Origin of the sequence: Alkalihalobacterium sp. APHAB7 (assembly GCF_048323755.1) — a bacterium.
Taxonomy (GTDB): domain Bacteria; phylum Bacillota; class Bacilli; order Bacillales; family Bacillaceae_F; genus Alkalihalobacterium.
On record NZ_JBLWFS010000039.1, the window covers coordinates 1 to 17,987 of the forward strand.

Sequence of the window (17,987 nt, forward strand, 5' to 3'; positions counted from 1 at the left end):
CGGTTTAGTTGACGGGATCAATGCCCCACGAGCAGTTACGTTCTACCCTGGCTACTGTTATAATAAGACCATATAAAAAAAGGTCAACCAGAAATATTTTCTTATCTGGCTAACCTTATAATACGAAAGAGCAGTAGAGTTTAATAAGAGATGATATACTTTAATGAAAAAAAGTAAGTATGGGGGAGAAATAATGGAGCCGTTTTGGGAAAGAGCCTATTTGGATGATGAAGTCGAGACATTTGGAAAGCCAAGCCAAGAAGTTATAGATGTAAGTATACAATTAAATGAGAATTCAAAAATACTTGACCTTGGTTGTGGAGATGGAAGGCATGCAATCTACTTGGCAAGATTAGGACACCTCGTTGATGCTATAGATATATCAACCGCAGGGATAGATAAGATTAATCGAGTTAAGAAAAAGCTCAATCTAAAGAATCTAAATGCATCTGTTGGAGATGCAACTAAATTCGAGTTTAACTGTACATATGACTTAATTATTTCACACGGTTTGTTTCATTTCATAGAAAGGAATAATTGGTCAAATATTATTGAGAGAATGAAAGAAGGAACTCAAAAAGGAGGATACAACATTATTGTTGTTTTTACGGATGAGGTTGAAATACCTGAAGATTTAAAACCTTATGTTAAAGGTATATTTCATGAAGGTGAGATAAAAAAGATATATTTTGATTGGTCAATAGAAATGTACCGTTCTTATCAATTCGAAGATGAACATGACAATAACATTAGGCATTGTCATGCTGTAAATAAGATTGTTGCAAAAAATGTATAATTAATTTAACAAAATGAGTTTTACTTCTTGAAGTAACGGGTGCAATAGCTTAACAAGGGGCTGTCGAATGTGGCGGCTCCTATTGCGTTAAAGGGTAGGTTTGTTTAAAAAGTAATTACCAATTATTAACCAAAGTATTATTGTTACATGATAAGGTATAAGAGATAAATTTATTTCTTAGGGGGGAATAGAGATGAAAAATCTATTTATAACTTCAATATCTATAATGATTATGATACTAGCTGGATGTTCGAATGAAGAAGTGACTAACTATGAGTACACGTTTATTGGTGAAGGTGAGTTTTGGGAGGCTGAATATATTTACGAAGGGGCGGAAATATGGGGTGAAGAAGAAGGAGTAACCACATATTCTAATGAAGCCAATTATGAATTTAGAATAACTTACAAAGGTTCAGTTGAAGATATCCAATCAATAGAAAATCTAGAGTTTTTTTATGATGCAAGGGCTAAAGGAGGTAGTAGGAGTAGGGAGTTTGATGAACCCCCTAATGACATTACGTTTTCAACGAGTGGTTCTAGCACTGGGGCAAAAGTACAAGAGGAAGAGGTTATCAAAGTTAATGTAAAATGGGATGATTTTGAAGAGTCATTTGAATTGATAAACCGAGAGAAATGATTAAAAAAATCTTTATTCAAATAACGGAGGCGTTAGTAAAAAAAGAAAAATTAAAAAACTCAATAAAAATGGCTCGGTTCACAGATGTGTGTAAACCGAGCTTTTAATATTTTGTTGAAACAAAATTAACTGCAAATACAGGTACAAATTAGCCTACATTTTCAATTGTAATTTACGATTTTGCGATAGGATACGGAAGCCGTTATCATGGGTGCCTTTTATTTTTTCTTAGTCATTTTTAGAAGATTATTGCTAATGGAAGCAAGGGGTCCTCTTGCTTCTTTTGCTTCGCTAAACGAAGAAAGCCCAAGTACCGTCCCTGTGCCTGCTGCCTTCTAACCTTTCAACCGTCATAATAGTAAAAATTACAACTGTCATAAAAGATCAATGACATCTATGTCTTTTTCAAAATGGGTGGTCGGTATATGATATGAAGCGTAGTGTCAGTGGTTAGTATATTATGGAAAATCTGAAGTTCTGTTACATAGTTTTATTACATTTTAGAAATGGGGGAGTTATGTTGAGAGCATTCACATTACAAATTGGCGATATGAAACCAAAGGTACCTATCTTGCAGGGGGGAATGGGTGTCGGAATTTCATTGAGTAAGCTTGCAGCAGCTGTTGCAAATGCAGGTGGTATCGGAACGATCTCTGGGACCGGAATCTCTGTTGACGAATTAAGATACCATATTCGAAAAGCAAGGGAATTAACCAATCACACGGGCTATATTGGGGTCAATGTGTTATTTGCGATGAATGATTTTGCTGAGAAGATGAAGGCTGCGATGGAGGAGAAGGTGGATTTTATTGTTTCAGGTGCTGGTATCTCTCGTGATATGTATGCCTGGGGGAGAGAGTATGGGGTCCCTGTCATCTCGATCGTTTCATCAGCGAAATTGGCGAGATTGTCTGAACGATTAGGTGCGGCGGCAGTTGTTGTGGAAGGAAGTGAAGCGGGGGGACACCTTGGAACCGACCGTCCGTTATTCGAAATCCTACCTGAAGTGACTGCGGCCGTAAAGATCCCTGTCATCGCAGCAGGAGGAATTTTAACAGGGAAGGATCTTGCGAAGGCAAAAAGTCTAGGGGCATCCGGTGTTCAAATGGGTACCCGATTTGTTGCCAGTGAAGAATGCGATGCACCAATCGCTTTTAAACAAAAATATGTCGATGCCAAAGAAGGTGATACGCATTTGGTGAAAACGACGGTTGGGTTACAAGGAAGAGCGATCAAAAACCGGTTCACAGGTCGAATCAGTCAGGGAAATCGAATAAAAATCGATAAATGTCACGATTGCTTGAAGAATTGCTCCTATCAATTTTGTACGCTAGATTCTTTATATCGATCGATGAACGGTGATGTTGAGGACGGATTAGTCTTTTCTGGAGCAAGGGTACATGAGATTAAAAGCATCCTGCCAGTGAAAGAAATTATTGGGCAGCTTATGAAAGAGTTTCATGAGAGCAAAAGTCCAGCGCCTGTAGGGTAATTTATGGTACACTTCTAAATTTGTAAAATATATTTGTATTGTTATAAAAGACTAATGGGTAGTGAACATAGTAGAATAGATAACAAATAGGTAGTTCCATGCTACGTATGGAGTAATCATTCCTCCTTTTACAGGACCTAACCCAAATCCGAACGAAGCTGATGAATCGATATATACTATCGCTTTTCTACCTCTTACATTTACTCAAAAGGTATAATCGAGAAATACTTCATAAATAAGAGGAAACTGTGAAATTAGAACTCTCAGTTGCCTCTTTTTGTTTTCATATCCACTTCACCAAAATAACACCATTGCTTTCAATAGGAGCTTCCTTTGAAAGTTACGTATATAGATTTCTAAGGGAGTTTACTTACATAATGTTATTTCATTGACAAAAAAATCAGAAAAGAAGTATGATTATTCTAAATTTAATAACAAATTAAAGTTCAATCAAAGGTGAGGAGAGAATTCATATGAGTCAAGGTGATAAAGAAAAAAGTAAAACTGTAGCTTGGATAAGACTACCAACAGCTACTAGGAATTGGGCAAACTTGGATAATCCTTCAGATACAAAGCTATTTGAGCCCGTAAAGATAGGAGCCTGGAATCTTGAAACCCGTACAGCAATGGCTCCGATGACTCGGTGTTTTGCCGATAACGAAACGGGTGTAGTCGGGGGCGATGTAGTAGAGTACTATCGAAAACGAGCTGCGGATGGTATCGGATTAATTATTACTGAAGGAATAGTAGTCAGCCCTCGTGGCAAAGGAAATCCAGGCGTTCCTGGAATATATACTCAAGATCAAATCGACAGCTGGAAACCTGTAACAGATGCTGTACATAAGGAAGGTGGCACGATTATTGCTCAGATCTGGCATGTCGGTCGTTTAAGCCACCATGAACTTGCTGGAAACTTGCCTCCTCAAGCACCGTCAGCTATCCGGGCTGAAGGAAATGTTTCACGGTTTCGTAAGCCCTATGATACACCGGAAGAGATGACAATCGATGATATTCACGAGGTAGTTGGTCAATATGCCCAAGCCGCAAAAAATGCAATAGAAGCAGGATTTGATGGCGTTGAAATTCATGGGGCGCACGGTTATTTAATCGATCAATTCTGTTCAGATGTAACGAACAAGCGCACGGATCGATATGGAGGAGACCTTCCAGAAAGATTAACGTTTATGAAAGAAGTTACAAAAGCTGTGATTGATGCCATCGGAACGGACAGAACGTTAATTCGCTTCTCCGCTCATAAAGTGGATAATACGGCTTATGAGTGGGAAGATCCAGAGTTAGCCATTCGCACGTTTGTAGAAGCATTCCGTGAAGTGGGTGCGACGATGATTCATCCTTCCACCATGGAGTTTACGAAGGTGCTTGCTGATGGAAAAACGATGCATCAACTCGTTCGAAAATATTGGGAGGGTGTCATTATAGGAGTGGGTAACCTTGAACCCGAAATGGCTGAAAAAGCATTAATGGAAGGAACCATAGATGTAGCAGCTTTCGGACGTCCACTGATTCCTAACTCTGACTTTCTTACTCGTTTGAAAAATGGCGAGGAATTGGAAGAGTATGAAGCAAGGACGCACTTGCCGGTTTTGGTATAGATAATAGATAGTGAAAGAAGCAAGGGGGGGCGGTCCTCTTGCTTCTTTCGTTTTGTTTGGGGTTAGACCCCCACTGTGTTAATGCCTTAACGCATCTGGAGGTCTGCCCCCTTTTTTCACGTTTATTATCAGATATGTTTGTAAAATTATTAGTAATACCTATAATAAAAGTAATACTAAAGAAACAAGTAAGAGGTGAAATTGAAATGGAATTAGTTAGTGGGAAGATGACGAGTAAAGGACAAATAACAATTCCAAAGGAACTTAGAGAAAAGTTAGGTTTAAACGCTCGCGGACTCTGAGGACCTTATTTCAATGAAAATGGCCATTCTAGAGGTGTTTGCGGACTCAAAAGCCCTTATTTCCTATGAAACACGTGAATACCAACGCAATTTTGCTAGATAAGGGCCTCTCAGTCCGTTCGATCGTGAAATTATCGATTTTTTCACAAATAGAGGCCTCTCAGTCCGAATAGCAAATGGAAGTGACTATTTTGCACTTTAGGAGAAATGACCGGTTTTGATATGTTGATTGAAGACTCTAGGGTTGATAAAAAGGATTCGGGGACTGACCTCCACTCCAGTAAAGAATTACCGCAGCGGGGGACAGACCTCGAACAGGTTTGAATGTAGGCGAAGTCGTTTTAAATGGATCATCCGTAAAGTGTTCCACGTTCCAACTGTTCTTCGAGTTTGCTCATATTTTGACGTACACTATTTCCAGTTAGTTGAAGTGCTTTAATGGCTTTTCCTTGATTATGGGACAATTGATAGACTATATCATTAAAAAGTAGCTCCATTTCTTTTAGAATAGAGCAAGCAGCGGTGTTGTAGAGTGTCACGTTTTGGAAGCGTTGTTTACTAAAAATGGCGGAGTCAATATAAGGTCTCAATTCATCCACCAGTCTTAGGTAGTTATCTCGGAGGGCTGACAAACCGTTTCTTATACCTTTAATGGTTTCCAATAAATCATCGAGTGGGTATAGGGCATTATTGACAGCGTTTTTTACTCGTGTATTGTAATCGGAAAATAAGCTTATGGCTAAGCCAGGTACATTACCGTAAAGTGCAAGGTTTGTTGCTGTGTTAATTGAAAATCTAGCGCTATTCCCAAGGAATTCGATGCTTCGAAGGATGAAATCCAAACTTGAGGTTATTCCACTAATGATTGGATTTGTACTTTGTTTAAAGGTCGCTGTCGCTGCATCTACTGCTACCTTTTTTATTCTCATATGCATCATTAAGTAGGGGGACTCTTCCATTTGAACGGCACTTGTCTTAAGTACATCAGATAAATTTAGAGCGCTACTTATCGATTTTCTTTGACTTAAACTGAGATCAAGGAGATGAAATTTCTCTCCAGTTGCAACAACTTGAGACTGATACTCTGACATTTGTGTGATGGCTCGCTCCTGATTTTGCTGGACAATGTACAAATGAGACTTCAGTTCTCCCACTACATAATCATAAAATTTGTTTTGCCCACCTTGAAGGACTTCTGCAAGGCGATCCATTGTAATGTTGTGGAGCCCGTCTGTCAGTCTATCAACCATATCTTCTAGTTCATAGAGCTTGTTTCTTATTTCTTGACATATGCTTTCCACGCTAATGTCTTTTCTTGCAAGAAATTCGAACAGTTCCATTGGAGGAGAATTGAGGACATAATTGAGTGATCGGCACCTTGTTTCTAATAGGTTTAAGAAAGTATGTAATGCAGCAACCATTTCTTTCAGTCTTCTATTTTTCTCATTAAGCACCTGATTGGTTTCTCGTCGTATCATCTCCTGAAAAACAGTGCGAAGGGTGTTTAATCGTTTGTCGATGTCTGCTCCTTCAGCTTCGACGATGGCAACCGAGCTGTTTATATAGGTTTGTGTTCTTTTCAGCCGTTCGATTACTTTCGTTTCCAATCCATCACCGAGTTTGAGTAAATGCTCACGATCAATACGGATAGGAATCGATCTACCCCCATATAGTGGTTCTCCTGTCCAGATACTTGTCACAATATGCTCATGGGCATCCATATATATTTTTACATAATCAATGGTCCCTGGTTCGCCGCTCTCATAATAGGGGACGTGTTGCCCATTTTGACGCACATAGCCTGTATGATTAGGACCTAATGCTTCTAAAGAAGGAATGCCATGATAGATATCATACTGATTGCCGGGTACGCGGTGATCAAGTTGTCCGGCACGGATACTTAAATTGAGGATATCATACTGACTAATATAATTTGTAATGTTAGGATATTCAGCATCTTTAACAACCAACCCTGAAGGTAACAAGGCAGGATTAATCGTGACTGACTTTACCTCTGGGTTTTTCACCGCCACGCTATTTGCGAGTGCGCCGCCTAGTGAGTTCCCACATACATAGGAAATAGAATGGCCGCTTTTTGCAAGTTCGGCTTGCATTTGTAAATAATATTCGTTTGCTGCACGCAATTGAGGCGGGGTGGGCTCATTTAATAGCCGCACATTGGTCTTCAAATCTTGCATTCCGTGTTCTGCATGTACATTTGTACCTACAAAGGCCATTATAAACTCACCCGTGTTGACGTTCTGCAAAGTTAAAGCATCAAGGCCGGTGGGGTGGTTGTAGTTGGTGTCGACTATTCTGAAAGTGGAAGTATTTAAACGAATTCTTTCCCCTGTACGGCGTTCTAAGTAAGCGTATAATCCAGCTAATTGAACAAGTTCCTGATCGGTTGTAGTATTGATATCAATCTGCTGAACAAAAAGACTTCCCATAAACAGACCTCCATTGCCTACTTTCGTATAATAGGTACAATATTTCCTTCTATTAATGTATTTTCTTTATGTCCTATCCCTGAAAGTTTATTTATGTTGTTATCATGTAAAGAAACTGTATAAGCACCTCTTGGAAAAATATCTAAGGTTTTTATGTCTTCGACGAGTTGTTTAAAGATCTCTTCGTCTGGATCCTTACCTGGCTCCTTCATATATATGTCAATAACAAAAGAGAAATTATCAGCTTCATAACTGCCCTCATCAAAGTGTTCTTTCAGTTCTGACAACGAAATTTTAGGGTTATTTAAGTAGCTGTCGATAATTCCATCAAACTCATCTATCAAAGACATTGTTTGAATAAAATAATAAGGTGTTGAGTAACCTGAACTCATGACATTCTTTAATGCTTCTTGACGTAAACCAGTGACAGGAAAATGAGTCGTGAATTCCTCAAAATATTGATTAAGAGCCGCAAACTCTTCGTTCATAATCATCGCTATTAATCCACCAAAGAGAGCTTGTTCTACCTGCATTTCAACAGTCCAAATGTCTTCAGGAAAAATCTTTTTATCATTTGCATCGACAGGCATCATCGCAAAGGTGTGGAATCTAGGCTCATTTGGTGATTCGACAAACACCATAATCCCATGCTTTGCACCAACCGCGTTATGAACAATGACTTCTGTTTTATATTCTTCAAGAAAAAACTGTTGTGTGGCTTCGGCAATTTCCTCGAACTTTTCTTTTGCGATAGGATCGTTTTTTTGCCCATCAGGTAAATCTTTTTCTTCGCCGGTGTAGTCATTTACACTGACATATACTTCTCTAGCATGTCGTTCTTCGTGTGTCTCAGTGATTTCGTCCATTACGTTACATCCTCCAATCATGAGTGGTGGTATTATTAAAGAGATTGCTAGTACAATTGATTTTATTTTCATGTCATATCCTCCTGAACCTTCACACCTAAATACAACTCTACCCATTAGTTTAGCGGATAATAGTAAAAAATGGAGCTTTAAATTACAATTATATCCATAAAATGCAAAAATGAGAGTTTGGTTGGGGAAGTATGTTAAAAGAGTGCAGAAACTCGACCATTATTTAGGAATTTAGGAATAGTTAATAAGGGGGAGGGGAATTTAATTACAGTGTTCGCGTTTTGGCTTTACCTCTGGGTTTTTCACGGCTACGCTGATGCTGAAACTTAGATATTATAAGCTGCCAGTCAATAATTACAGGTGACTGGCTGTTTTTATGCTGTAAAACAAACCTGTTTAGAGGGAAATGAGATCCTATCCATCAGTTGGATGAACATTTTCCCTAGATGGTACTAAAAATCCCCTACGTTATCATTGGTCAGAAGCCATCACGTTCTCCCTTTATGATTGAAGCGTGTATGTAGAAATACAATTAAAGGTAAAATATTTTTAGGGTTTGAACGAATTATATATAAAGAGAAGAGGGGGTAAATGATTTGAGTAATAATGAAGAAAGAACAGATTTACCTGCCAATTTTGATGAATTAAAAAAATCCATCAATAGAACAGCCAATTGGCGGGAACGATTGGACGCGGTAGAAGAGTTAGGGATGTGGAAAGCGAGAGAGACGATTGAATTATTAAAGCACAGTATGGCAGGTGATTCTGTATTTAAAGTCCGGGAAGCTGCTTACCGTCAACTTCTAGCCTTAGGGGAGAAGGTAACGATGCCGGAACGGAAAGAAGGCGATGCCATTAAAGATACGAAAAAAATCCTTGTTCGTATAAAAAAGAGTCTGCCTAAGGATCACTCTTATGAAGATTTCAAAGAAAAACTGAAAAAGATGAGAATTGATGTGTATGATACATATGAAGGAGAGAAGGGTGCGGATTTTGATAAGTGGCTTGAGCAGTTGTGGTCTGAATTACGGACGAGTTGAACTACCCACCACTTAACTGCTCTTGCGAGCTGTTTGAAGTGGGGGATTCCTAAGAACACCAGCGTAACCGCTAGTTATGGATTAGGCTACCCCCGTCGCACCGACGGTTAGAAGTCTTATCGCTTCGTTTCTAAGATTTTGTCCTGCGTTAACATCTCTTTGGTGATGGGCTCCACACTTGCATATCCACTCACGCAAATTTAGATCTTTAACGTCTTTGTTTTTGTAGCCACAACTCGAACAAAGCTGAGAACTTGGGAAGGTCTTACTCACTTCCACTACTGTCTTTCCGTACCATTTAGCCTTGTATTTCAACATGACCTTAAATTGATACCAAGACACATCAGCGATAGCTTGAGCTGTTTTCTCATATTTCATCATGTTAGACACTTGCAAATTTTCGTTTCCGATAACATCGTGGTTTTTGATAATATCGGTAGAGGTTTTGTGTAAGAAATCCTTCCGCTTGTTTTCGATTTTCTCATGAATACGAGCTACTTTAATTCGTTGTTTATTCCAGTTGCTAGAACCGAACACTCGCCTAGAAAGCACCTGCTGAGCCTTTGCTAATTTTTGCTCTAACGACTTAAAATAACGATTATTTTTGTATATCGTACCATCCGCAAGGATTGCGAAGTCTTTTAGTCCTAAATCAACGCCTGTACTGGAGTTTGTTTTCGGCAGTTGAATCACTTCTGTTTCAGCTAAGATGGATACAAAGTACTTTCCACTTGGATTACGTCTAATGGTTGCATTGATAATCCGTCCATCCACTTCACGACTTTTAGCAAACCGAACAAGACCAAGTTTAGGTAACTTGATGTATTTATCCTGAACAGCGATATTTCCGTTGGTTTGCTTTGTGGTATAGGACTGCACCTTGTTCTTCTTACTTTTGAATTTAGGAGCTTTATTTTGCTTCTTGTAATACCGTTGGTACGAATCAGCTAAATTTTCAACCGACTTTTGAAGGGAGATACTGTCCACTTCTTTTAAGAAAGGATAGTGCGCTTTCAACTGGCGAACGGCTTTAATAGAGTCATATTTATTGAAAAAGTCGCTCTTCCAATGGTTTGATAGCAACTGTCCGTTTTGTACCATCTCTTCGACGATGTACCAATAAGCGTCTTTTTGTTTTTGCTTGCCGAGGAAGTAGTTGAACACGAACCTTGAACATCCGATCGTTTTGTTGATTAACTCAATTTGTCTTGGATTAGGGAAGATACGAAATTTAAACGCCTTTTTAACTAGCATGAACTCACCTCACCTTCTAAGAACGTACGTTCTCATTATGCCAAACCAGTGAGTGTTTTGGCTATCGCCAACCGCCATTCATCTCCCCCTTACCGCTGAAAAACCTCAGCGCTTGAAGAGGGAGTATTTTGTCGGATAAAGATAAAAAGCTCCGTTTTATAGCTTTTTCTGAAACAGGGTCTATAATTAAAAAGGGCAATGTTGATTTTTATTATGTTGTATACATTAACTATTAACAAAACCTTAAAAAGAATTTATAAAAAAAATGGGGTTAGTGTATGAGTGAACGAAGCTTTGATGAATATCAGTTAAGCGATGAAATAAATCGCGCACTTTCAATAATGAAATATGAAATGCCAACAGAGGTACAAGGGGAAGTAATTCCACTAGCCATGAACAAAGAAGATCTAGTAATCAAATCACAAAAGGTAGCGGAAAGACGGCAGCCTTTGGAATTCCTATTTGTGAAATGATGAATTGGGAGGAAAGGAAGCCCAAGCGTTAATTCTCACACCAACAAGGAGCTTGCCGTTCAAGTTCGGGAGGATATTACGAATATTGGTAGATTCAAGCGGATTAAAGCCATGGCTGTTTATGGAAAAGAGCCCTTCTCGACACAAAAAGAGGAATTGAAACAAAGAAATCATGTTGTTGTTGGGACACCTGGCCGGGTGATCGACCATATCGAAAGAGAAACTTTAGCATTGGATGAAATTAAGTTTCTCGTTATTGATGAAGCAGATGAGATGCTAAATATGGGTTTCATCAACGATGTGGAAGAGATTATTAAAGCACTTCCTGCTAACAGAGTGACGATGGTGTTTTCTGCAACGTTGCCTAAAGATGTGGAAAACCTTTGTCATAAATATATGGAAAATCCAGACAGTTGTATTATTTTCTGCAATACGAAAGAGCATGTGAGTACGGTGTTTTCCGAACTAGGACGCGCTAATTATTCATGTGAAAAACTTCATGGTGGATTAGAACAAGAAAACCGTTTTTCCGTCATGGATGGTTTTAAAAGGGGGAATTTCCGTTATCTTGTGGCAACGGATGTTGCTGCTAGGGGAATTGATGTTGATAATGTAACATTAGTCATTAACTATGACGTACCTATGGAAAAAGAAGGTTATGTTCACCGTACAGGAAGAACAGGGCGCTCTGGTAATGAAGGAAAAGCATTACGTTTGCCACACCAAACGATGGGAAATACCTTAAAGGGATCGAGTTAACCTATGTTGATATTCATAATGGAAAAGGTTCGTTAGTGTTAGAAGCAATGGAAAATCCAACGATCAAAGGAAAGAAACTGAAGGTTAGTTTAGCCATTAAATAAAGAATTGCATCAAAGGTTTAAGGTGATAATGGATGAGCCCGACTTGGAGAAATTAGTATTAAAAAATTTTTCCTTTGATGATTGAACAATAATTGAGCAATACTAATAATCGATAGTGAAACAAATCACCACAGGAGGTAAACAAACATGCAACAAGGTACAGTAAAATGGTTTAACGCAGAAAAAGGATTTGGATTCATCGAGGTTGAAGGTGGGGAGGATGTATTCGTACATTTCTCAGCTATCCAAGGTGATGGGTTTAAATCTTTAGATGAAGGCCAAAAAGTAACTTTTGACGTTGAGCAAGGTCAACGTGGACCTCAAGCTACTAACGTAAACAAGGCATAATTATTAAAGGACTCTTTTGTAGAGTCCTTTTTTCTATAATTCTGTAACTCTTCGCTGCGAACAGAATCTTTAGTTAAGGAAAATGGTATCAAATATCAAAGTGTGATTGTGGAATATTATAAGCCTAAAAATTCCTTAGTGAAAATAAGGGAGGATTAGGCTTTTTGAGATCTGTCCTCCACTAGAGTAAAGTATTACCGCAGCGGGGGACAGGCCCCGCTTAGATTAACGTTCTGTTTAATTTTGTGTAGCTCATGTTATAATTAAAAACTTAGGATAATTAAGACTATTGCTAATAATTGAACGGATGCTAAGATAAGCTTTCGCCTAGAGATAAAATACAGAGGTGTAAGAGAATGAATAAACGATGGACAATCGGTAAGATTAAAGAATTTGATGAAACAATTCGGAAAGTAAGTTGCTAACGACGGAATACCATGGTTTTTCACAAAAGTTACTATTTAAATGTGCATGTGGTAGCAATTTTGAAAAAACATTTACTAACTTTAAAAATAATAACCAACGTAAATGTGACGTGTGCGAACCACCAAAAGCGTCACGCTAAACGTATAGCAAATAAACATAGTGCTAGTTTCTATTCAATAGAAGTTGGCGCTATTTTTTTTAGTTAAGGTATAGGGAACTGAGTAGATCGTGGCCTGAATGAGACCCACTTGAGTACAGCCCCCGTTCTTCTCGACAAATCTCGGGTTGTCACAGTGAAGGATTATAAAGTAACAAGGAAAGTTAATAGAAGAGTCTATAGTAGAAAAAAGCCGTTCTTATTTGTGAACAGCTTTTCCAATCTAAACTTTTTCAACTAGATGGTTAGTGATCATGACCGTGGTGATGGTTGTGATCAGTATGATCATGGTCGGATGAATAACCTCTTAACTCATCATACAATTTAATTTGTTCATTAGTTAAAACATCAATCATATCGATATGTGCATTTAAATGGACACTTCTTAATTTACCATCTAAGATAGAAATTTGATTTGTCATATTATCTACATCGTTTTTTGTAATCGTCTTTGATCTAAAGGCATTTTCAAGTTGAAGTTCTAAATTGACGATTTGCTCTCCGATCTTTTGTGCTTCTTCTTTCATCCCATTATAGAGTTTTTCTGTTTTCTCCTTTTGTTCATCGGACAAAGATAGCTCTAAAGCTAATTCAAGAGTATGAAGCGGTCCAGGGTAGCTATTTAATTCAGCAGATAGAGCATAGCCAGCTCCTGCTCCATTAAGTAATGCTTGAATCCTTCCTTCTGGCAGGGCTTTAATTTCTTGATTTGTTAGCTCTACGTAAGGGCTTGTTACAGCTTCCAACTCGTTTGAATTTTCTTCTTCTGTTGATGAAAAACATCCTGCTAGAGCAAATGGAATTAACAAGGATAATAATATTATAGTTCTATTCATATTGTACATCTCTCCTAATCATTTCTTGGGGGAATAGCTTGGATAAGTAATTCCAGCGCAACAATAACTTCTTTATGCCTATTTTCAGGTATATTCGCTAATATACTATCAAACTTTTCTATACGAGAATTTTCCAAGCGTTGTGCTACTTTTTGTCCCTTTTCACTTAATCTCAGTACTTTCATTCTCTGGTCTTTTGGGATCATTTCACGGTTTACCCATTCTTTTTTCTCCAATTGTTGAACTAAACGACTTACGGTACTTTTCTCTAAATTTAGTATTTGCGTTAAATTGGATTGTGTAACTTCTCCTCTTAACTGAATTTCCATAATTGTATGCGCTTCTGAAATAGAAATAGGCTGCCCACAAGGAGTTTGGTCAGGTTGATGGAGCCCAAGTGAACGTATGATCTTTATCATCTGATTGTGAAAATCATTTTTATTCAGTACAATCCCCCCTTACAACTAGTTGTCAATAAAATAGAAGGAAACGGTACGGTCTTGTTTGAATTATGCCAAGCCCTTGAATGTATTGTTCTAAAACGTAAAGACTCGCGGTATAAGATTAATAAGCGGTCGCAATCATGGCTTAAAGTGATTTATTACGAGATTGCCGATGTATGGATAACAGGTTACCGGAAATAAGATAATATTGCATATTCAAAGTTCTTTTTGTAAAATGAGAACAAACGTTCTTTTGGGGGTTTCATGATGGAATTAGGTACATGTGATAAATGCAATAGGACTGGTAGAGCTAAAAATTTAAAACATAAGTATGGTCAAAAGTTATGTCCTGACTGTGATTATCGTAGGTACTTCATTATGTTGTACTTCTTTGAAGGTGTAACCAAGATACTACAGGTAATGGATACAAAAGAAGGACAGATCATAAAGGTCTTAGATGACGACTATATTAATGGCAATATTGACGCTGAGATGAAAAGAGATTTAGAGGAAGATTACGCATCGAAGGTATTAAACAAGAAACCTTATTATTGAGAACATTGAGCTACTCGGTGTACCTAATGCAGCTCGAAAGAAAGTTTACAGTTTCGAATGCATGGATGACGCGTGAAAATGATAAATTTATATAGTTTACTGGATCTTTAAAGCGTTAAGTGAAATTGCGGAACTGGCAAAGGCGGGTCTGCTGCGAATACTTAGCTTTGTAGATTTTGCCATAGTCCGCTTATTAGTGACTTATTTTTGTTGGTGGATTAACCAATGTGGTGGGGAATTCCTAAACATTTTATCTAAATTGATTTATTCGACTTTTTATAAAAATGTGATAAAAGTGTTAGATTAAAATGTTATTATGGTTATGATGAAACTATAAGAAATAGATAGAAAGTAGGATTTATATGTCACTCATAACAAAGGATTTACTTATTAACTTTTTGTTGATTATTACCCCTATTTTTCTTGTTAACCTTTACATAATGGAACGAAAGTTTAATTTGAGTGAAGAAATGATTAAAAGAATAATGATCGTTGTGTTTAGTGTTTGTATAATTCTTGCTTTATCGTTTTCCTTTGAATTGTCGAAGGGTCTTATTTTTGATTTTCGAACAATACCTTTTATTTTTGGATTGCTTTATGGTGGCCCGAGAATGGGCGCGATTTTATTAGTAGTCCTTCTTTCATATCGTTTTGCTCTAGGTGGTGAAGGTGTTTGGGCCGTGTTAATCACCTATATCATCTTGTATGTATCAGGGTGCTTAACGTGGAAACATTATCAGGAAATGTCGATACATAAACGATATCTGACGACTGTAGGCTTCATGCTTCTTACAGTATTTCTCTTGTTTATCTCAACTGCAATTTTGTTTAATTCCTTTGCTTTTTTTGATTTTGTTTTCTGGTTAAATTTCACTATAATCCATGTGGTAGGAGCAATTGTCTTTATTCATTTAATTGAAATGATGAAACAAAACTATCAACTTCGAAATGAAATGATTCGTAATGAGAAATCAGAAGTTATTAGTCAGTTAGCAGCATCCATTGCTCATGAAGTTAGAAATCCATTAACGACTACCAGTGGAGTAATCCAACTGCTACTAAAAGATGAAGTTAAAGATGAAGAAAAACGTAAGGAATTACTTAAACTTGCTAAACAGGAGTTAAAGCAAGCGGAAAGTGTAATAAGTGATTACTTGCTTGTTGCACGACCATACCAAAATAAGGTGGAAACTTTATCAATCGATGAAATTTTATATCGTTCTATAGAGATCATTCGTCCAATGGCAAATATGAATAATGTAACCATTGTAAGTGAATTGGAAAACAATTGTTACGTCACAGGTGAAGTCCAGAAGTTACACCAATCCTTCTTGAACCTAATAAAAAATGGTATTGAAGCAATGCCTAATGGTGGTACATTAACTGTTAAATGTAAAATAATAAAAGGACAATCCAAAGTACAAATTACCATTGCAGACACTGGAATAGGTATGTCAAAACATCAAATAGAGTGTATAGGTGATCCTTATTATTCAACTAAAGAAAACGGAACAGGACTAGGTATGATGGTCGTTTATCGGATAATTGAAGGAATGGGAGGAAAAATTAAAGTCTACAGTGAATTGGAAAAAGGTACTGCATTTAAAATCCTTCTTCCTCAAACCAATTAAAATTGTTATTAAAATAGCGGTTAAGAGACGGTAGGAAAAACAAGGAAACCACATTGGCCCTCTTGCATAGCAAGAGGGTTTGTTGTTTTTGTAGTGAAATTTGTTGACCACATTTCACTGTAAATTCCAGCTCCTACTTTATTATGGTAGAATAATATATTATAACTTTATCTAAATAGCAGTGTACACGCATATATTTCGGATTGCGAAATATGCTTTTTAAGATATACTTAAACATAGGAAGTTAACTTAGTAGATCAGGAGTTTTGCATCGTGGATAATCAGAATTATAATAAGGTACTCATTGCAGGGTTGCTGCTTGTCGGGTCTTTTATTGCAGTATTGAACCAGACGCTCATGATTACGGCGATCCCGCCATTGATGATAGAAATGAATATTACGGCCAATACCGGCCAATGGCTGACAACGGTATTTATGCTGGTGATGGGGATTATGGTCCCGATCTCAGCATTTCTCATTGAAAAGTTTACGACGAGGCAGCTCTTCTTGTCAGCGATGGGAATTTTTACGTTTGGAACGGTAATCGCTGCTGTCGCGACGAATTTTCCTGTGCTGCTTGCTGGGAGAATTATTCAATCGATGGGGGCAGGAGTGATGATCCCCTTAATGCAGACGGTCTTTTTGCTCATTTTCCCTGTGGAACGACGAGGGACCGCGATGGGATATATCGGTCTTGTCATTTCGTTTGCACCAGCCATCGGTCCGGTGTTATCGGGATGGATCGTGACCACTTATGAGTGGCGCTACATGTTTTACGGGATTTTACCGTTAGCGATATTAATGTTAATTGTCGCTTATTTTACTATGAGAAATGTGACCGAGCTTAAAAATCCGAAAGTCGATCCGGTCTCCATTATGTTATCGACCTTTGGTTTTGGAGGACTTCTTTACGGGTTCACCAGTGCAGGGAATAACGGCTGGGGGAACTGGCAAACGCTGCTGTTCCTTGTCTTAGGTTCACTGACGATTTACATTTTTATTCGACGCCAGCTAGGGTTAGCGCGCCCGATGCTCGAATTCCGAGTTTTTAAGGCAAAGATGTTTACCCTATCAACGATTATTTGTAGCATTGGCTTTTTGGGTCTAATTGGATTGGAGACACTTATTCCTCTCTATATGTACAATATGCGCGAGTTTACAGCCGTCGAAGCTGGAATGGTATTGCTTCCGGGAGCCTTGATTACAGGATTTATGGCACCGATCACTGGTCGACTTTTTGACCGATATGGTGCGCGGGTGTTAGCAATTCCGGGTCTTATCATTATGACCGTTTCATCGTTTGCCTTTTTGTTCATCGATACAAACACGTCGATTATGTATTTAAGTGTGATGTATGCGATCCGGATGTTCGGCTTCGGGATGGTGATGATGCCAGTCAATACAGCGGGCTTAAATCAAATTCCAAGAAAGTTGATTCCCCACGGGTCAGCGGTGACGAATACGATTCGCCAAATGTCAGCGTCGATTGGAACGGGGCTGCTGGTGACAGCGATGACAACCGCTGAAAGAGCGGGGTCTAACTTCCCGCAAATTGCAAACCCAGATATTTTTGGTGCGATCGTCGCCTTTGGAATGATTGCGGCATTAACGTTTATCTCCTTACTTCTAGGATTTAAAGTGACGAAAACGGAAACACCAACTGATGAACAATGGGAAAAAGGGGCGAGTTAGGGTTGTAAAAAATCCTTCAGTCACTTCGGAAGGCAATAGCAATAGAAACAGCGTATCTATTCACATCTGAATAGGTACGCTTGTTTTGTTGATCTGTCACT

The 17,987-nt window shown here is 38.2% G+C and carries 15 protein-coding genes and 2 pseudogenes; 12 read left to right on the forward strand and 5 right to left on the reverse strand.

Going from position 1 to position 17,987, the window contains the following annotated elements:
* Positions 1-193: 193 nt before the first annotated feature.
* The 5 genes from ACNSTQ_RS21535 to ACNSTQ_RS21555 all read left to right on the forward strand — a co-directional run bounded on the left by ACNSTQ_RS21535 (position 194) and on the right by ACNSTQ_RS21555 (position 4,840).
* Entirely contained in the window at positions 194-796 is a 603-nt protein-coding gene (locus ACNSTQ_RS21535) for a methyltransferase domain-containing protein (RefSeq protein WP_418201811.1), read from the forward strand.
* Between the two features lie 193 nt (positions 797-989).
* Positions 990-1,433: a hypothetical protein gene (locus ACNSTQ_RS21540; protein ID WP_418201812.1), complete on the forward strand. Its 444-nt coding sequence runs from the start codon at positions 990-992 to the stop codon at positions 1,431-1,433.
* 550 nt (positions 1,434-1,983) lie between these two features.
* The gene (locus tag ACNSTQ_RS21545; protein WP_418201831.1) at positions 1,984-2,925 is read left to right on the forward strand and encodes an NAD(P)H-dependent flavin oxidoreductase; all 942 of its coding nucleotides are present in this window, start codon (positions 1,984-1,986) and stop codon (positions 2,923-2,925) included.
* 473 nt (positions 2,926-3,398) lie between these two features.
* Positions 3,399-4,538, forward strand: a complete 1,140-nt coding sequence (locus ACNSTQ_RS21550; RefSeq protein ID WP_418201813.1) for an alkene reductase — start codon at positions 3,399-3,401, stop codon at positions 4,536-4,538.
* A 206-nt stretch (positions 4,539-4,744) separates the two neighbouring features.
* Positions 4,745-4,840 carry an AbrB/MazE/SpoVT family DNA-binding domain-containing protein gene (locus tag ACNSTQ_RS21555; protein WP_418201814.1) on the forward strand — a complete coding sequence of 32 codons (96 nt, stop codon included), beginning with the start codon at positions 4,745-4,747 and terminating at the stop codon, positions 4,838-4,840.
* 350 nt (positions 4,841-5,190) lie between these two features.
* On the opposite strand, the gene ACNSTQ_RS21560 is transcribed toward ACNSTQ_RS21555, so the two are convergent.
* Together ACNSTQ_RS21560 and ACNSTQ_RS21565 are read right to left on the reverse strand one after the other, a co-directional pair.
* Entirely contained in the window at positions 5,191-7,290 is a 2,100-nt protein-coding gene (locus ACNSTQ_RS21560) for an SA1320 family protein (RefSeq protein ID WP_418201815.1), read from the reverse strand.
* A 17-nt stretch (positions 7,291-7,307) separates the two neighbouring features.
* The gene (locus ACNSTQ_RS21565; protein ID WP_418201816.1) at positions 7,308-8,228 is read right to left on the reverse strand and encodes a DUF1672 family protein; all 921 of its coding nucleotides are present in this window, start codon (positions 8,226-8,228) and stop codon (positions 7,308-7,310) included.
* Positions 8,229-8,764: 536 nt separating this feature from the next.
* On the opposite strand from ACNSTQ_RS21565, the gene ACNSTQ_RS21570 reads away from it, so the two are divergent.
* A complete protein-coding gene (locus ACNSTQ_RS21570; RefSeq protein WP_418201817.1) occupies positions 8,765-9,208 on the forward strand; it encodes a HEAT repeat domain-containing protein in 444 nt (147 codons plus the stop codon).
* Between the two features lie 81 nt (positions 9,209-9,289).
* On the opposite strand, the gene tnpB is transcribed toward ACNSTQ_RS21570, so the two are convergent.
* Positions 9,290-10,462, reverse strand: coding sequence for an IS200/IS605 family element RNA-guided endonuclease TnpB (gene tnpB, locus ACNSTQ_RS21575; protein WP_418201818.1), 1,173 nt, complete (start codon positions 10,460-10,462; stop codon positions 9,290-9,292).
* A 278-nt stretch (positions 10,463-10,740) separates the two neighbouring features.
* Here tnpB and ACNSTQ_RS21580 point away from each other — a divergent pair.
* From ACNSTQ_RS21580 to ACNSTQ_RS21590, 3 genes and pseudogenes are all read left to right on the forward strand, one after another.
* A pseudogene (locus ACNSTQ_RS21580) lies at positions 10,741-11,798 on the forward strand (DEAD/DEAH box helicase).
* A 147-nt stretch (positions 11,799-11,945) separates the two neighbouring features.
* A complete protein-coding gene (locus tag ACNSTQ_RS21585) occupies positions 11,946-12,146 on the forward strand; it encodes a cold-shock protein (protein ID WP_275118823.1) in 201 nt (66 codons plus the stop codon).
* A 356-nt stretch (positions 12,147-12,502) separates the two neighbouring features.
* Positions 12,503-12,711 (forward strand): annotated as a pseudogene (locus ACNSTQ_RS21590) (hypothetical protein).
* A 263-nt stretch (positions 12,712-12,974) separates the two neighbouring features.
* Here ACNSTQ_RS21590 and ACNSTQ_RS21595 read toward each other — a convergent pair.
* Complete coding sequence (locus tag ACNSTQ_RS21595; RefSeq protein WP_418201819.1) at positions 12,975-13,565, reverse strand: hypothetical protein; 591 nt, start codon at positions 13,563-13,565, stop codon at positions 12,975-12,977.
* A 14-nt stretch (positions 13,566-13,579) separates the two neighbouring features.
* Entirely contained in the window at positions 13,580-13,984 is a 405-nt protein-coding gene (locus ACNSTQ_RS21600; RefSeq protein WP_418201820.1) for a MarR family winged helix-turn-helix transcriptional regulator, read from the reverse strand.
* 291 nt (positions 13,985-14,275) lie between these two features.
* On the opposite strand from ACNSTQ_RS21600, the gene ACNSTQ_RS21605 reads away from it, so the two are divergent.
* The 3 genes from ACNSTQ_RS21605 to ACNSTQ_RS21615 all read left to right on the forward strand — a co-directional run bounded on the left by ACNSTQ_RS21605 (position 14,276) and on the right by ACNSTQ_RS21615 (position 17,886).
* Complete coding sequence (locus ACNSTQ_RS21605; RefSeq protein ID WP_418201821.1) at positions 14,276-14,563, forward strand: hypothetical protein; 288 nt, start codon at positions 14,276-14,278, stop codon at positions 14,561-14,563.
* A gap of 362 nt (positions 14,564-14,925) precedes the next feature.
* On the forward strand, positions 14,926-16,194 hold the full coding sequence (locus ACNSTQ_RS21610) for an ATP-binding protein (RefSeq protein ID WP_418201822.1): 1,269 nt from the start codon (positions 14,926-14,928) through the stop codon (positions 16,192-16,194).
* Positions 16,195-16,467: 273 nt separating this feature from the next.
* Positions 16,468-17,886 carry an MDR family MFS transporter gene (locus ACNSTQ_RS21615; protein WP_418201823.1) on the forward strand — a complete coding sequence of 473 codons (1,419 nt, stop codon included), beginning with the start codon at positions 16,468-16,470 and terminating at the stop codon, positions 17,884-17,886.
* Positions 17,887-17,987: the final 101 nt, after the last annotated feature.

Coding starts and splice junctions, on each gene's coding strand:
- ACNSTQ_RS21535 (WP_418201811.1), top strand. CDS start 194: ATGGAGCCGTTTTGGGAAAGAGCCTATTTGGATGATGAAGTCGAGACA.
- ACNSTQ_RS21540 (WP_418201812.1), top strand. CDS start 990: ATGAAAAATCTATTTATAACTTCAATATCTATAATGATTATGATACTA.
- ACNSTQ_RS21545 (WP_418201831.1), top strand. CDS start 1,984: ATGAAACCAAAGGTACCTATCTTGCAGGGGGGAATGGGTGTCGGAATT.
- ACNSTQ_RS21550 (WP_418201813.1), top strand. CDS start 3,399: ATGAGTCAAGGTGATAAAGAAAAAAGTAAAACTGTAGCTTGGATAAGA.
- ACNSTQ_RS21555 (WP_418201814.1), top strand. CDS start 4,745: ATGGAATTAGTTAGTGGGAAGATGACGAGTAAAGGACAAATAACAATT.
- ACNSTQ_RS21560 (WP_418201815.1), bottom strand. CDS start 7,290: ATGGGAAGTCTTTTTGTTCAGCAGATTGATATCAATACTACAACCGAT.
- ACNSTQ_RS21565 (WP_418201816.1), bottom strand. CDS start 8,228: ATGAAAATAAAATCAATTGTACTAGCAATCTCTTTAATAATACCACCA.
- tnpB (WP_418201818.1), bottom strand. CDS start 10,462: ATGCTAGTTAAAAAGGCGTTTAAATTTCGTATCTTCCCTAATCCAAGA.
- ACNSTQ_RS21585 (WP_275118823.1), top strand. CDS start 11,946: ATGCAACAAGGTACAGTAAAATGGTTTAACGCAGAAAAAGGATTTGGA.
- ACNSTQ_RS21595 (WP_418201819.1), bottom strand. CDS start 13,565: ATGAATAGAACTATAATATTATTATCCTTGTTAATTCCATTTGCTCTA.
- ACNSTQ_RS21600 (WP_418201820.1), bottom strand. CDS start 13,984: ATGATAAAGATCATACGTTCACTTGGGCTCCATCAACCTGACCAAACT.
- ACNSTQ_RS21605 (WP_418201821.1), top strand. CDS start 14,276: ATGGAATTAGGTACATGTGATAAATGCAATAGGACTGGTAGAGCTAAA.
- ACNSTQ_RS21610 (WP_418201822.1), top strand. CDS start 14,926: ATGTCACTCATAACAAAGGATTTACTTATTAACTTTTTGTTGATTATT.